Raw genomic sequence first — 14,112 nt, 5'->3', positions numbered from 1 at the left:
CGAAGTGGCAGCTGATGCCCGCAAACCCGGAGTTTGAGGGAATTAGCTGCCAGTTCGCGCTGGATAGGGGAAGGGGCCTAGAGGTCGCGGATGGTGCGGAGGGCCGCGGCCGTGAGCACCTGGATGCCGTAGCCCACGGCGCGCTCGTCCAGGATGTAGTCGCCGCGGTGGAGGTCGTACTCCTCGCCGCCGGGGGTCTTGGTGCCCAGGCGCATCATGGCACCAGGGAGCTCGGCGAGGAACCAGGCGAAGTCCTCGCCGCCCATGGACTGCGGGGTCAGGACAACGGCGCCTTCGCCGATCTCAGCGCGGGCCGCGGCCTCGATGAGCGCAGTCTCGTGCTCCGAGTTGACCACCGGCGGCACGCCGCGGGTGTGCTCCAGGTGGACATCCACGCCGTAGGGGGCGGCCACCTGCTGCACCACTTCGTCGAGCAGCTCGCCGGCGCTGTGCCAGGCGTCGCGGTCCAGGCAGCGCATGGTGCCGGCCATGTAGCCGGTGCCCGGAATCGCGTTCGGCGCCGAGCCGGCATTGATCTGCCCCCACACCACCGATACGCCGCTGCGGACATCCACCCGGCGGGACAGCACGGCGGGGACATTCACGGCAATCTGCGAGAGCGCGAAGACCAGGTCCTCGGTGAGGTGCGGCCTGGACGTGTGGCCGCCGCGGCCGCTGAGTTCGATCTTGATCGTGTCCGACGCCGAGGTGATGGCGCCGATGCGCGTCCCGATCTTGCCCACGTTGATTCGGGGGTCGCAGTGCAGGGCCAGGATGCGCGGCACGCCGTCCAGGACGCCCTGCTCGATGCAGGCGTGAGCGCCGCCCGGCATGGTTTCCTCGGCCGGCTGGAAAATGATCCGGACCGAACCGCCCAGGGGGGCCTCCTGGTGCATGCGGTGCAGCACCAGGGCGATGCCCAGCATGGTGGTGGTGTGGACGTCGTGGCCGCAGGCGTGGGTGACGCCGTGGTTCTTCGAGGCGAAGGGCAGGCCGGTTTCCTCGATGATGGGCAGGGCGTCGATGTCGCCGCGCAGCGCGGTGGCGATGGGACCCTCGCCGACGTCGACTGTCAGGCCGGTGCCCTCGAGCCGCCGCGGCTCCAGGCCTGCGGCCTCCAGCCGTTCCACGAGCTTGTCGGTGGTGCGGAACTCCTTGAACGATAGTTCGGGGTGCGCATGCAAATCCCGGCGAAAATCGATCAGTTCCGGCAGGAGCGGTTCGAGCCACGGCCCCACCAGCGCGGTGGGCTCAGCTTCAGTAGTGTAATTGCGCACACCTCAACTGTAGCGAGGGCCGAAAGAATAGCGGCATCGCCTTCGCCGCGTTACGGCGTGTTAGAGGACGTCGGTGTCGCCGCTGGCCTTCAGGGCGTCCACGGCCTGCTTCACGCGCTGGGCATGCTGCTTGGTGGTGACCAGCAGCGCATCAGGGGTGTCCACGATGACCACGTCCTTGATCCCGATCAGCGCGATGACGCGCTTGGTGTCCGAGACCACCACGCCGCTGGCGTTTTCGGTGAAGACGCGCGCGCCTTCACCGAGGACAGTGACCTCGTCCACTTCCTTGGCGCTGTTGAGCCTGCCAACGGAGGCGAAGTCGCCGACGTCGTCCCAGCGGAAGGTTCCGGGCACGACGGCGACGTCCCCGGCGGCCGCGGCTGGCTCGGCCACCGCATAGTCGATGGCGATCTTGGGCAGCGTGGGCCAGATGCGCGCGGTGACTTCGTCACGATGCGGCGTGTCCCAGGCCTCGGCAATTTCCTGCAGTCCGTTGAACAGGACGGGCTGGTTTGCTTCCAGGTGCTTGAGCATGAGGGCCACGGGGGCGACGAACATGCCGGCGTTCCATACGTATTCGCCGCTGTCCACGTACTGCTGGGCGACGTCCTCGTCCGGTTTCTCAACGAACTCGACCACAGCCTGGGCGCTGGGCGCTCCGGGAATGTGAAGCGACGCGCCGGACCGGATGTAGCCGAATCCGGTGGACGGGTGCGTCGGCTTGATGCCGATGGTGACAATCTTGCCTGCCGCTGCAGTGTGAATGGCTTCGCGGACGGCGTCCTGGAAAAGCTCGTCCGGGCTGATCACCTGGTCGGCGGCGAAGGAGCCCATGATGATGTCCGGATCCCGCTGGTGCAGGATGGCTGCGGCCAGGCCGATGGCGGCGCCGGAGTCTTTCGGCTCGCTTTCCAGGACGAGGTCGCCGTCCTGGACCTCCGGCAGCTGGCGGCAGACTGCCGCGCGGTGCGCGGTCCCGGTGACAACCAGGACGCGATTGCCCGCAAGGGGCTCGAGCCGGTCGTAAGTGGCGCGCAAAAGCGTGCTTCCGGAACCGGTGAGGTCATGAAGGAATTTGGGAGCTGCTGCACGTGACAGAGGCCAGAGGCGGGTCCCCACACCGCCTGCAGGAATCACAGCAATAAAACGGCTGAGAGGTGAATCCTGGCTTATCACTTTGTCTTTACTCATCACGGCCTACTTTAGCCGACGACCCCGGCCAAGCCCCCGCAACGCCGCCAGCACTGCGGACACAGTGGGAACCGAATGTGGCGTTCGTCTCAAAATCCGCGAAAAACCGTACAGTACGTGGTCACCAAGGACCACCTGAATTGAATAAGCTGTGAGCGAAGCCTAGATTTAGGCCTGAGCTACGAGTGCTCTCGCAGTAGGCGTTCCCCCCGCGTGGATCCCACGCCAGCGCCGCTGTGTTGCAGGGAGGTTTATTCAGTGCCGACGAAACCAGCTGGCACCTTGTACCGCGGCCGTGAAGGCATGTGGTCCTGGGTTGGACACCGTATTACCGGTGTTGTGATCTTTTTCTTCTTGTTGGTCCATGTGCTGGACACCTCCCTTGTGAGGGTCTCGCCGGAGGCCTACACCGCTGTGATCGGTGCCTACAAGAACCCGCTGATGGCCCTGGGTGAAACGGGCCTCGTCGCAGCGATCGTGTTCCATGCCTTCAACGGCCTGCGGATCATCGCCGTCGACTTCTGGAAGAAGGGTGCCAAATACCAGCGCCAGATGCTCTGGGTAGTGCTGGGCCTCTGGATCGTCACCATCGTGGCTTTCGCCATCCGCCACCTGTCCCTCGCACTCGGAGGTCACTAAGCCATGACTGCAACGCAGATCCCCTCCCCGCGCAGCGGCATCGCTCCGAAGTACCGCCGCGGCGGCAGCTCCCGCGGCAACTTCGAAATGCTTGCATGGCTCTTCATGCGGCTCTCCGGCGTGGTGCTGGTTGTCCTGATCTTCGGCCACCTCTTCGTCAACCTCCTGGTGGGCGAGGGCATCCACGCCATCGACTTCGGCTTCGTGGCCGGCAAGTGGGCTGACCCGTTCTGGCAGTTCTGGGACCTCGCCATGCTCTGGCTCGCCATGCTGCACGGCACCAACGGCGTCCGCACCATCATCAACGACTACGCCGAGAAGGACGCCACCCGCTTCTGGCTCAAGATGGTCCTCTTCACCGCCGCCGCCGTCATCATCATCCTGGGCACCCTGGTGATCTTCACCTTCAACCCGTGCCCGGTCGTGAACGGCGTCCAGCTGCCCGGCGGCTTCTGCCCCGCGTAGCAAACCGCGGCTGCCCGCCCGTCCGGCGGGCTTCTGTTTTGCGGAGCCGGCTTCAGCCCGCCCGTTGTTTTATTGCGAATTTTGAGAGAAAGAGCGTCTGGTATGCAGGTCCATAAGTACGACGTCGTCATCGTCGGTGCCGGTGGCGCTGGCATGCGCGCCGCGATCGAATCCGGTCAGCGCGCGCGAACAGCAGTACTGACCAAGCTCTACCCCACCCGCTCCCACACGGGCGCGGCGCAGGGCGGCATGTGTGCGGCATTGGCCAACGTCGAAGAAGACAACTGGGAATGGCACACGTTCGACACCATCAAGGGCGGCGACTACCTGGTTGACCAGGATGCCGCCGAAGTCATGGCCAAGGAGGCCATCGACGCAGTGCTGGACCTCGAGAAGATGGGCCTGCCGTTCAACCGCACGCCCGAGGGCCGCATCGACCAGCGCCGCTTCGGCGGCCACACCCGTGACCACGGCAAGGCCCCGGTCCGCCGCGCCTGCTACGCAGCCGACCGCACCGGCCACATGATCCTGCAGACGCTCTACCAAAACTGCGTCAAGCACAACGTCGAGTTCTACAACGAGTACTACGTCCTGGACCTCCTGACCGTCGAGGAAGACGCCGTCCGCGAGGACGGCACGCCGTACAAGCAGAAACGCGTTGCCGGCGTCGTGTCCTACGACCTCGCTTCCGGCGAACTGCACGTGTTCCAGGCCAAGTCCGTGGTGTTCGCCTCCGGCGGCGCGGGCAAGGTCTTCAAGACCACGTCCAACGCCCACACCCTGACCGGTGACGGCATGGGCATCGCGTTCCGCCGCGGCATCCCCCTGGAGGACATGGAGTTCTTCCAGTTCCACCCGACCGGCCTTGCCGGCCTGGGCATCCTGCTTTCCGAGGCTGCACGCGGCGAAGGCGCCATCCTGCGCAACTCCGAGGGCGAACGCTTCATGGAGCGCTACGCCCCCACCATCAAGGACCTCGCCCCGCGTGACATCGTGGCCCGCTCCATGGCCAACGAGGTCCGCGAAGGCCGCGGCTGCGGACCGAACAAGGACTACGTCCTCCTGGACCTGACGCACCTGGAGCCGGCGCACATCGACGCGAAGCTGCCGGACATCACCGAGTTCGCCCGCACGTACCTCGGCGTCGAGCCCTACACGGAGCCGGTGCCCGTTTTCCCGACGGCCCACTACGCCATGGGCGGCATCCCCACCAACATCACCACCGAGGTCCTGCAGGACAACGACACCGTGGTGCCGGGCCTCTACGCAGCCGGTGAAGTGGCCTGCGTTTCCGTGCACGGCTCCAACCGCCTCGGCACCAACTCGCTGCTGGACATCAACGTGTTCGGCAAGCGCGCCGGCATCGCCGCCGCCGAGTACGCCAAGACGGCGGACTTCGTGGAACTGCCGGAGGACCCGGAGGCCTACACGATTGAGCTCCTCAACATTGCCCGCAACGGCACCGGTGACGAGAAGGTGGCCCAGATCCGCAAGGAACTCCAGGACACCATGGACGCCAACATGCAGGTGTTCCGCACGGCCGAAACCCTCAACCAGGTCCTGAAGGACATCGCCTCGTTCGAGGAGCGCTACAAGCGCATCAACGTCCAGGACAAGGGCAAGCGCTTCAACCTGGACCTCCTGGAGGCCGTTGAACTCGGCTTCCTGCTGGAACTGGCGAAGGTCATGACGGTTGCTGCCCTGCACCGCGAGGAATCGCGCGGCGGCCACTTCCGCGAGGACTTCCCGGAACGCGACGACGAAAAATTCATGAAGCACTCCATGGCGTACAAGGACGAGCACGCTCCCGCGGACGGATCCGCGGAGAGCATTGCCGGGATTCGGCTTGGCACCAAGCCGGTTGTATTTACGCGCTACGAGCCGATGGTGAGGAAGTACTAATATGTCCGCTGAACTTGCTGAGCCAGCCTCAAAGATCGAGCTGCCTGCCCATGTGGGAGGCGGCGGAGAAATCCCCACCTTCGACATCACCCTGCGCGTCCGCCGCTACGACCCCGAGGTTTCCGAAGAAGCCCGCTGGGATGACTTCAAGCTGACCATGTACGGCACGGACCGTGTGCTGGACGCCCTGCACAAGATCAAGTGGGAAGTGGACGGCAGCGTTTCCTTCCGCCGTTCCTGCGCCCACGGCGTCTGCGGCTCCGATGCCATGCGCATCAACGGCCGCAACCGCCTTGCCTGCAAGACCCTGCTCAAGGACCTGGACACCACGAAGCCCATCACCGTTGAGCCCATCAAGGGCCTGCCGGTTGAAAAGGACCTGATCGTGGACATGGAACCGTTCTTCCAGTCCTTCCGCGAGGTCATGCCGTTCCTGATCAACCGGGGCCACGAGCCCACCAAGGAACGCCTGCAGTCCGCGGAGGACCGTGAGCGCTTCGACGACACCACCAAGTGCATCCTGTGCGCCGCGTGCACGTCGTCCTGCCCGGTTTTCTGGACGGACGGCCAGTACTTCGGCCCGGCCGCGATTGTCAACGCCCACCGGTTCATCTTCGATTCCCGTGATGATGCCGGCGATATGCGCCTGGAGATCCTGAACGACAAGGAAGGCGTGTGGCGCTGCCGCACCACCTTCAACTGCTCCGAAGCGTGTCCGCGAGGCATCCAGGTCACGCAGGCGATTGCCGAGGTCAAGCAGGCAATTCTCTCCCGCAAGATCTAGTAAAGGTCACCGCGGACGACGGCGTCTCTCACCCTGCGCGGCAAGCGTGCGGTGGGTGGCGCCGCCGTCGTTTAACGATTACCACCGCAACATCTCCGCCGTCACCAAGGGGCCTCATGTCACGTTCCGAGAAAATCACGTTTGAAGGGTCCACCGGCGAGATGCTGTCCGGGATCATTGACCTGCCCGACGGGCCCGTCAAGGGCTGGGGGGTGTTCTCGCACGGCTTCACGCTGGGCAAGGACAGCCCCGCGGCGTCGCGGATGTGCAAGGCGCTGGCGGACGACGGGATCGGCATGCTCCGCTTCGACAACCTGGGCCTGGGCGATTCCGCCGGCATGTGGTCCGAGGGGTCCTTCAGCCATAAGGTGGCCGACACTGTCCGCGCTGCAGAGTACATGCGCGCCGAAGGCCGGCCGGTCTCGCTCCTGGTGGGCCACTCGTTTGGCGGCGCCGCCGTCCTTGCGGCCGCCTCCGAAATACCGGAGCTCGACGCCGTGGCCACGGTCGGCGCGCCGTTTTCACCCAAGCACGTGGCCCACGTCTTTGACGCAGCCCTGGACAAGATCCTCAGCGAAGGCAGTGCCGAGGTGGACCTCGGCGGCAAGCGCGTGGAGATCCGCCGGCACTTCGTGGAGGACCTCGAAAACGCCGACCTCACCGACTGCATCAAGCGGCTGCACAAGCCGCTGATGGTCCTGCACTCCCCCACGGACAACACCGTGGGCATCGAGAACGCCAGCACGATCTTCCAGACGGCGCGCCATCCGAGGAACTTCGTGTCCCTCGAGGGCAGCGACCACCTGCTGACGGGCAAGGGCCAGGCGGCCCGGGCCGCAAAGATTATCGCGGCGTGGGCCGATCAGTACCTCGACGCCGGGCGGTAACGCCCACCGGGCGCGGGTGCTCGGCCGGGTGGTGGCGCTCCACGGGCGTCTTCCCGGGCTGCACCTGGCGTGATCCCCAGCCTGTTGGCTTGGCGGCAGGAGCGGCCTTGAGGTCTTCCTCGCGGATGGCGGACCACGCCGCTGCCACGAGGTACACCTGGCTGACGAGGTTGAACCAGATCAGCAGTCCGATGATGATCGCGAACGGCGCCAGGATGGGATTGCGTCCGGCGCCCGCCAGCAGCTCGGTGCTGAAGACCTGCAGGATTGTGGTGCCGACTCCGGCGAGAATGGTTCCCTCCAGCAGTGCCTGACGGGAAAGTTTGAGTCCCCCTGCCAGCCTGAACATGATGACTGCCGTGACCCAGTTGAGCACCAGCGGAACGGCGATCTTGATCACTGCCGCGAGCGGCACGGCGACGGCGGCGTCCATCCGGAGCTGCTCGATCACCCAGCCGGCCGCGGTTCCGAACACGAGCGACGCGCCGGAGCTGATGACGAGCACGACGCCGAGCAGCAGCAGGGTTCCGGCGTCATGCAGTTTCATGATCACCGGGTTGAGTTTCAGCGGCCCCAGGCGCATGACGCCGCGGAGGCCCTCGCGGAGTCCGGCGATCCAGCCCAGCGACGTGATCACGGTGACGACGGCGGCGATGACCGCGGTCCAGCCGAGGCCATCAGGGTTCAGGAGGTCCTTCGGGTCCACCAGCCCGTCGCCCCCGTTGACCTTGAGCAGGCCCGGCGCACTTTCCGAGACGCTGGCGATGATCCGGTCCAGCAGCACCGGCTGGCCGCGGAGCACGAGCCCGGCGACGGAGAATCCGGTGGTAAGCAGGCCGGTGATGGAGAAGAACATGTTGAACCCGATGCCGGCGCTCATCAGCGGGCCATGCTGGAGGGTGTAGTGCTGCCACGACCGCATGGGCCGGAACGCGTTCAGCCGGGCGAGCAGCCACTGTAACAACGCCATGGCCTGGGCCGCCGTACCGGCGCCTGACCTGCGTGCCTTGCCCCACTCCACCTGTTTGCGGATGACCTCCAGCTTGAGGCGGGCACGCTCAGTGGGTAGCGGCTGCTCCGTCGGCGTCTGCTGCTCGGAGTGTGTCTCGTTCGCCGTCTGGTTCGGTACCAAAGTCAAGCTCTTCCCGTAGCTGCCAAATACCGTCTGCGTCGTGCTCGTAAAGTCCCATGCTAACCACGGGGAAGGTCGCCCTGTAGTCCTTCAGCACTGTTTCGGCCTCGTCGAGGCTCTCCGGGGCGACGTCGTGGGCAATCGTCACATGCGGGTGGTAGGCAAAGGGCAGATCGCGTTCCAGCGGCCCGGTCTGCAGTTTTTCGTGGAGTTCAACGCAGGCGCCGAAGCCTTCCTCCACATTGATGAACACCACGGGCGAAACAGGCCGGAAGGAGCCCGTCCCGGCGATGGTGACCATGAACGGAGCCTGCGTGCGCGCCACCGCGCGGACGTGGTCCCGGGCCGTCTCCCAGTCCTGCGTGGGTGTGGTGGTGACGAGGGTGATGTGCGCAGGGATGACCGTGGCCATGGGGTCCCCGAAGGACGCCCGCCATCGCTGCAGTTCCTCGGCGATCTCAGGCGGGAAGCCCAGAATGACCCCGAGGCTCATTCTGTTGCTGACTCCGCTGTTGGCGGGCGTGGGAGCGGGCATCGGTCTAGCGGGCTCCGGCGTATGGAAGGAATCCGACCTTGGCATAGACGTCCTGCAGGGTGGCCGACGCAATCTCGCGCGCCTTGTCCGCCCCCAGCGCAAGGAGTCGGTCCAGCTCGGCGGGGTCTGCAAGCAGTTCATTGGCGCGGCTGCGGATCGGCGTCAGGTGCTCGGTCACTGCCTCGGCCAGATCCACCTTCAGGTGGCCGTACATCTTGCCTTCGTAGGCCTTGACGAGCTGCTCGACGCTCTGGCCGGTGATGGCGGAGTAGATGGTCAGCAGGTTGGAGACGCCGGGTTTGGCCTCGCGGTCGAACCGGACTTCCGTCTCGGTATCCGTCACGGCAGATTTGATCCGCTTGGCGGTGACCTTGGGGTCATCGAGCAGGTTGATCAGGCCGGCCGGAGATTCCGAGGACTTCGACATCTTGGCGGTGGGGTGCTGAAGGTCGTAAATCTTCGCCGATTCCTTCTGGATGAAGGGCTCGGGAACCGTGAACGCCTTGCCGAACCTGGTGTTGAACCGGGCGGCGAGGTCGCGGCTGAGCTCCACGTGCTGCCGCTGGTCCTCGCCCACCGGCACGCCGTGCGGCTGGTAAAGCAGGATGTCCGCGGCCTGGAGGACGGGGTAGGTGAACAGCCCCACGCTGGCGTGCTCGGAGCCCTGTTTGTGCGCCTTGTCCTTGAACTGCGTCATGCGGGAGGCCTCGCCGAAGCCCGTGATGCAGTTCAGGACCCAGGCCAGCTGCGCGTGCTCGGGCACCTGGGACTGGACGAACAACGTGCACTTGTCCACGTCCACGCCACCGGCAATGTACTGGGCGGCGGTGACGCGGGTGCGGCGGGCAAGCTCGTGGGGGTCCTGCGGGACGGTGATGGCGTGCAGGTCCGGGATGAAGAAGATGGCGTCGTACTCATCCTGCATCCGCACCCAGTTCACGAGGGCGCCCAGGTAGTTGCCGAGGTGCAGCGAGTCCGCGGACGGCTGCATTCCGGAAAGGATGCGGTGCCGGATGCCGGTGTCCTGCTGGATTCCGGCAACGGGCTGCTCGGAAGCTGCGGCGTCGGTCACGGTTGGGGTGGAGGTCATTCGTCGAAGCCTTAAGACTAGAGCTGGTAGTCCACTACCAGCGGTGCGTGGTCAGAGAAACGTGTGTCCCACGAGGGGGCCCGGTCCACGACGGCGGAAACTGCTGCGGCGGCGAGGCCCGGGGTGGCCATGTGGTAGTCGATGCGCCAGCCCGAGTCGTTGTCGAAGGCCTGGCCGCGCTGCGACCACCAAGTGTAGGGGCCGTTGACGTTACCCGCCAGGCCCCTGTGAACATCCTTCCAGCCGATCTCCTCGCCGAAGAAGCGGTCAAAGTAGGCACGCTCCTCCGGAAGGAACCCCGCACGTTTGACGTTGCCCTTCCAGTTCTTGATATCCAGCTCCGTGTGGCCTACGTTCAGGTCGCCTGTGACCAGTGCATGGTCACTGTGCTTGGACAGCTCGGTCAGGCGGGTGGTCATGACGTCCAGGAATCGGAACTTGTCCACCTGCTTCGGAGTATCAACCTCGCCGGAGTGCACGTAGGCGCTCACCACGGTCAGCTGGGCAGGATTGCCCGCAGCGTCCGTGACACGGAAATCCGCCTCCACCCAGCGCCCGGCCGTCTCGAAGTAGTCATCGCCGATGTGGGTGCGCGTGGCGACCGGCTCGGCCCGGGAGGCAATGGCGACGCCGGCGCGGCCCTTGGCCTCGGCCTCCGCGTGCAGGATGTGCCAGCCTTCGCCAAGGAGCTGGTGGACGATCGCGTCAGGCGCGCGGACTTCCTGCAGCGTCAGGATGTCCACCTCGCGGGGCGCCAGCCACTCGGCCATGCCCTTCTTGTAGGCAGCGCGAAGGCCGTTTACGTTGACTGTTGCGATGCGAAGGTGGTCCTTCTTCAATGCCGAGCTCACCCGTTCCACTCTAGTCGATGATGGTTCCGGTCACGGGCTCACCGGAGTCGCCGGAGGACTTGATCATGTCGCGGGCGTTGGTGGCCGTGATCTCGATGGTCTCGAGGGCGCGGCGGATGGTGTCCTGGTCCGCGGCGTCGCCCTTGGCACGCTCGTTCTCCACTACCCGCACCTGGACCTGCACGATCTTGAAGGAGTGGTCGAGCTTCAAATCCCGGATTTCCTCGGCTTCGCCGCGCTGGCCCACGAGGCGGGTTCCGCCCTGGTCCGTGGAAACCCGCGACGGCGCGCGCCCGGCAGCTGCGTTGAAGGCGTTCTGCGCCTCGTTGAGCTTCGCCCCTGCCTTCTTCGCGGCCTTCTGGATACTGAAAACCACGAAGGACGCCAGCAGCAGCCAGAACAGTGCGATGACAGCCACGACCCAGCCCACGACGTCGTTCTGGTTGGCGGCGAAGATGACGGCCACCACGAAGGCCGTGACCAGGACCATCAGGCCGGGTCCGCTGATGCGGAACATGGAGAATCCGCCCTTGGACGGGTTGGACGAAGACTTGGGGCTGCCCAGAGATTGCATGCAGCTATTGTCTCAAACCCCTGCGGCCTGCCCCGCACGCTTCCACCGCCGGCGAACAGCGCGCCGCGGCCGGCTACTTGAGGAACAGGCTCCTGAGCCGGCCGGTGGTCAGCATGAGCCCGAGCACGATCATCACCAGGTAATAGCCGATGTGGATGGCGGTGGCGGGCGTGAAGGTGGCCGCGCTGATCTCCCGCAGCAGCTCAACGCCGTGCCACAGTGGCATTGCCTGGATCAGCCACTGGATGTACTCGGGGTACACGCTGAGCGGATAGAAGGTGGCGCTGAACAGGAACATGGGAAGCATGATGAAGTTGATCCAGTCCATTTGCTGGAACGTCTTCATGAAGCTGGTGATGCCCATCCCGAAGCTGGCAAAGCCGAACGCGATGAGGACCGAGGCCGGAACCATCAGGAGGGCCCACGGCGTGGTGATCAGTCCCATGAGGCCCATGACGGCGGTGAACCCTGTGGCGTACAACAGCCCGCGCAGCAGCGCCAGGAAGATCTCCCCCATCGCCACGTCCAGCGGCCCCAGCGAGGTGTAGAGCATGCCCTGGTAGAGCTTGGCGAAGTTCATCTTGAAGAAGACGTTCCAGGTTGAGTCGTACACCGCCCCGTTCATCGCGGACACGGCGAGGAGGGCGGGCGCGATGTAGGCCGCGTAGCTGATCTCCTGGCCGCCCGGGCCCTGGACGGACCCCACCACGGCGCCCATGCCGACCCCCATGGAGAGCAGGAACAGCACGGGCTCGAAGAACCCGGACAGCATGACCATCCAGTTGCTGCTCTTGGTGGCCATCAGGCCACGTCCGACCACCGCCCTGACGTTTCGGGAATACAGCGGGCCGAAACGCCGGTTCCGAGCCTCTTCCGTGACGCTGTGGCCCTGGGTCAGGACTGTCACTGCCCCATCCTCCTGACGAATTGGCGCTTGGTGAGGACCCATCCCAGCCAGGCGAGGCCGAGCAGGAAGAGGACGTGGATGATGGTCAGCACCGGGGATTCCTCGTAGCCGTAGGTCATGACACGGCCCAATTCGGTGCCATGCCAGATGGGCGAGATCCAGCCGATCCAGCGGACCAGCACGGGCAGCGTATCCAGCGGGAAGAAGGTGCCGGAGAACAGGAACAGCGGCATCACGATGAACCTCATGACCATGGCGAACTGGCCTTTGTCCTCCTTGATGGAGGCGGCGTAGGCCATCAGTGGCAGCCCGAACGAGAGCCCGGCGAGGGTCGCCACCACCACGGAACCCCAGCCCCAGCCGCTCGGCGACGCTCCGAACAGCGCCACGATGGCGAAGTAGATGACGGACTGCAGGAGGAAGCGGAAGGTCACGGCGATGACCTGCCCGCCCGCTATCTGCTCCGGGGTCAGCGGGGACGCATGGGGGCCGTAGTAGACCCGCCGCCATTTGAAGCCGTCCATCACCGGGAACGTGAACTCGGTGGCCGCCGTCATGACGGCGGCGGAGATGAGCAGGGCGGGGGCGATGAAGGCGATGTAACTCACGCCGCCGAAGATTGCGGTGGTGTTGGTGTCCACCAGGGTGGCCAGGCCGACGCCCATGGCAAACAGGTAGGCCGCCGGCTGCCCCACGCTGTACAGGAAGATGGACCAGCCGTACCCCTTCATGACGCGCAGCACCTGCTCGGCATAGTAGAACGCGCCCCACCGGCGCGCCTTGGCCGCGGAAACCTCCGGCGAGTGGGCACGCAAAGGAGGTGCCGCCGTCGGACGTGCCGTCACGTCCTCGGCAAAAGACGGCTCAGTCAACGAGGCTCCTGCCGGTAAGCCGGAGGAATACGTCCTCCAGCGACGATCTGCGCACCAGCGAGGTGAGCGGGCGCAGGCCGCGGCCCGAGACTTCCTCCAGGGCCGCCTCGCCGTCGTGGGTGTAGATGAGGACACGGTCGGGAAGTGTCTCCAGCCGTTCGCCGATGCCCTCGAGTTCCGCGCCGATGCTGGCGTTCCGCTCGGAGCCGAACCTCAGCTCGAGCACCTCGCGGGTGGAGTACTCCCGGATCAGGCTTGCCGGCGATCCTTCCGCCATGATCCTGCCCTTGTCCACCACGATGAGGCGGTCGCAGAGCTGTTCGGCTTCGTCCATGTAGTGCGTGGTGAGGATCAGTGTGACGCCCTGTTCCTTGAGCCGGAACAGGCGGTCCCAGAGGATGTGCCGCGCCTGCGGGTCAAGTCCCGTGGTGGGTTCGTCAAGAAGGAGGATGCGGGGCTCGTTGATGAGCGAGCGCGCGATGGTCAGGCGGCGTTTCATGCCGCCTGACAGCGCGTCCACCTTGGATTTGGCTTTGTCCGTGAGCTGCGCGAATTCCAGGAGCTCGTCCGCCTTGGGCCTGAGGTAGCTCATCGGCAGGCCGAAATAGCGCCCGTAGACCAGGAGGTTGTCCCGGACCTTGAGCTCCTCGTCAAGGTTGTCCTGCTGGGGCACCACCCCCAGGTGCGCACGGACCTCCGGCCCGTGCTGTTCCGGATCCAGGCCCATGATGGTCAGGCTGCCCGACGTCCGCTGCGACACCCCGCCGATCATCTTCATGGTGGTGGACTTGCCGGCACCGTTGGGGCCGAGCAGCCCGAACGACTCCCCCGCGGGAACGCTGAAGGAAATACCGTCGACGGCGGTGACGTCGCCGTAGGTCTTGGTCAGGTTTTCCGCGGTGATCACGTAGTGGGGCGGTGCGGTTCCGGCTTCTTTGGCGGACACAGGCTCTTTGGACGTTTCTTGAGCGGAATGGAGTTCGGGCACCCCCCTAAGCTAGTA

Annotated in this window: 15 protein-coding genes; 5 read left to right on the top strand and 10 right to left on the bottom strand. The window is 65.4% G+C overall.

What is annotated here, in order from left to right:
* Positions 1-77: 77 nt before the first annotated feature.
* A complete protein-coding gene (locus tag ABFP37_RS00280; RefSeq protein WP_078030156.1) occupies positions 78-1,277 on the bottom strand; it encodes an amidohydrolase in 1,200 nt (399 codons plus the stop codon).
* Between the two features lie 60 nt (positions 1,278-1,337).
* On the bottom strand, positions 1,338-2,471 hold the full coding sequence (locus ABFP37_RS00275; RefSeq protein ID WP_078030157.1) for a sugar phosphate nucleotidyltransferase: 1,134 nt from the start codon (positions 2,469-2,471) through the stop codon (positions 1,338-1,340).
* 213 nt (positions 2,472-2,684) lie between these two features.
* Here ABFP37_RS00275 and sdhC point away from each other — a divergent pair, with 213 nt between their 5' ends.
* The 5 genes from sdhC to ABFP37_RS00250 all read left to right on the top strand — a co-directional run bounded on the left by sdhC (position 2,685) and on the right by ABFP37_RS00250 (position 7,148).
* Positions 2,685-3,110 carry a succinate dehydrogenase, cytochrome b556 subunit gene (gene sdhC, locus ABFP37_RS00270; RefSeq protein ID WP_347032403.1) on the top strand — a complete coding sequence of 142 codons (426 nt, stop codon included), beginning with the start codon at positions 2,685-2,687 and terminating at the stop codon, positions 3,108-3,110.
* 3 nt (positions 3,111-3,113) lie between these two features.
* Positions 3,114-3,575, top strand: a complete 462-nt coding sequence (locus ABFP37_RS00265) for a succinate dehydrogenase hydrophobic membrane anchor subunit (RefSeq protein ID WP_078030159.1) — start codon at positions 3,114-3,116, stop codon at positions 3,573-3,575.
* Between the two features lie 102 nt (positions 3,576-3,677).
* On the top strand, positions 3,678-5,477 hold the full coding sequence (gene sdhA, locus ABFP37_RS00260; RefSeq protein ID WP_078030160.1) for a succinate dehydrogenase flavoprotein subunit: 1,800 nt from the start codon (positions 3,678-3,680) through the stop codon (positions 5,475-5,477).
* A 1-nt stretch (position 5,478) separates the two neighbouring features.
* Positions 5,479-6,261, top strand: coding sequence for a succinate dehydrogenase iron-sulfur subunit (locus tag ABFP37_RS00255; protein WP_078030161.1), 783 nt, complete (start codon positions 5,479-5,481; stop codon positions 6,259-6,261).
* A gap of 116 nt (positions 6,262-6,377) precedes the next feature.
* Positions 6,378-7,148, top strand: coding sequence for an alpha/beta fold hydrolase (locus ABFP37_RS00250; RefSeq protein ID WP_347032402.1), 771 nt, complete (start codon positions 6,378-6,380; stop codon positions 7,146-7,148).
* Here the strand turns inward: ABFP37_RS00250 and ABFP37_RS00245 are convergent.
* The 8 genes from ABFP37_RS00245 to ABFP37_RS00210 form a co-directional block, all read right to left on the bottom strand.
* Positions 7,105-8,286 (bottom strand): YihY/virulence factor BrkB family protein, encoded by a 1,182-nt coding sequence (locus tag ABFP37_RS00245; protein ID WP_347032401.1) that lies wholly within the window; start codon positions 8,284-8,286, stop codon positions 7,105-7,107. The two genes, ABFP37_RS00250 and ABFP37_RS00245, sit on opposite strands and share 44 nt — an antisense overlap.
* Positions 8,207-8,815 carry a 2'-5' RNA ligase family protein gene (locus ABFP37_RS00240; RefSeq protein WP_078030164.1) on the bottom strand — a complete coding sequence of 203 codons (609 nt, stop codon included), beginning with the start codon at positions 8,813-8,815 and terminating at the stop codon, positions 8,207-8,209. The genes ABFP37_RS00245 and ABFP37_RS00240 overlap by 80 nt, the downstream gene beginning before the upstream one ends.
* Positions 8,816-8,819: 4 nt before the next feature.
* On the bottom strand, positions 8,820-9,905 hold the full coding sequence (trpS, locus tag ABFP37_RS00235; RefSeq protein ID WP_347032400.1) for a tryptophan--tRNA ligase: 1,086 nt from the start codon (positions 9,903-9,905) through the stop codon (positions 8,820-8,822).
* A 17-nt stretch (positions 9,906-9,922) separates the two neighbouring features.
* Complete coding sequence (locus ABFP37_RS00230; protein WP_078030212.1) at positions 9,923-10,756, bottom strand: exodeoxyribonuclease III; 834 nt, start codon at positions 10,754-10,756, stop codon at positions 9,923-9,925.
* Between the two features lie 10 nt (positions 10,757-10,766).
* Positions 10,767-11,330, bottom strand: coding sequence for a hypothetical protein (locus tag ABFP37_RS00225; RefSeq protein WP_078030165.1), 564 nt, complete (start codon positions 11,328-11,330; stop codon positions 10,767-10,769).
* A 73-nt stretch (positions 11,331-11,403) separates the two neighbouring features.
* A complete protein-coding gene (locus tag ABFP37_RS00220) occupies positions 11,404-12,237 on the bottom strand; it encodes an ABC transporter permease (protein WP_078030166.1) in 834 nt (277 codons plus the stop codon).
* Complete coding sequence (locus ABFP37_RS00215) at positions 12,234-13,109, bottom strand: ABC transporter permease (RefSeq protein ID WP_260680817.1); 876 nt, start codon at positions 13,107-13,109, stop codon at positions 12,234-12,236. The genes ABFP37_RS00220 and ABFP37_RS00215 overlap by 4 nt, the downstream gene beginning before the upstream one ends.
* The gene (locus tag ABFP37_RS00210; RefSeq protein WP_347032399.1) at positions 13,102-14,055 is read right to left on the bottom strand and encodes an ABC transporter ATP-binding protein; all 954 of its coding nucleotides are present in this window, start codon (positions 14,053-14,055) and stop codon (positions 13,102-13,104) included. The genes ABFP37_RS00215 and ABFP37_RS00210 overlap by 8 nt, the downstream gene beginning before the upstream one ends.
* Positions 14,056-14,112: the final 57 nt, after the last annotated feature.

Source organism: Burkholderia sp. RS01 (assembly GCF_039748055.1).
In the GTDB taxonomy this organism is placed as follows: Bacteria; Actinomycetota; Actinomycetes; order Actinomycetales; family Micrococcaceae; genus Arthrobacter.
The sequence above is the reverse complement of the archived record's forward strand: the minus strand, read 5'-3'. Positions and strand labels throughout refer to the sequence as shown.

Excerpts from the sequence above, each read along its gene's own strand:
- ABFP37_RS00275 (WP_078030157.1), bottom strand. The coding sequence starts at position 2,471 with ATGAGTAAAGACAAAGTGATAAGCCAGGATTCACCTCTCAGCCGTTTT.
- ABFP37_RS00250 (WP_347032402.1), top strand. The coding sequence starts at position 6,378 with ATGTCACGTTCCGAGAAAATCACGTTTGAAGGGTCCACCGGCGAGATG.
- ABFP37_RS00265 (WP_078030159.1), top strand. The coding sequence starts at position 3,114 with ATGACTGCAACGCAGATCCCCTCCCCGCGCAGCGGCATCGCTCCGAAG.
- trpS (WP_347032400.1), bottom strand. The coding sequence starts at position 9,905 with ATGACCTCCACCCCAACCGTGACCGACGCCGCAGCTTCCGAGCAGCCC.
- sdhA (WP_078030160.1), top strand. The coding sequence starts at position 3,678 with ATGCAGGTCCATAAGTACGACGTCGTCATCGTCGGTGCCGGTGGCGCT.
- ABFP37_RS00240 (WP_078030164.1), bottom strand. The coding sequence starts at position 8,815 with ATGCCCGCTCCCACGCCCGCCAACAGCGGAGTCAGCAACAGAATGAGC.
- ABFP37_RS00225 (WP_078030165.1), bottom strand. The coding sequence starts at position 11,330 with ATGCAATCTCTGGGCAGCCCCAAGTCTTCGTCCAACCCGTCCAAGGGC.
- ABFP37_RS00255 (WP_078030161.1), top strand. The coding sequence starts at position 5,479 with ATGTCCGCTGAACTTGCTGAGCCAGCCTCAAAGATCGAGCTGCCTGCC.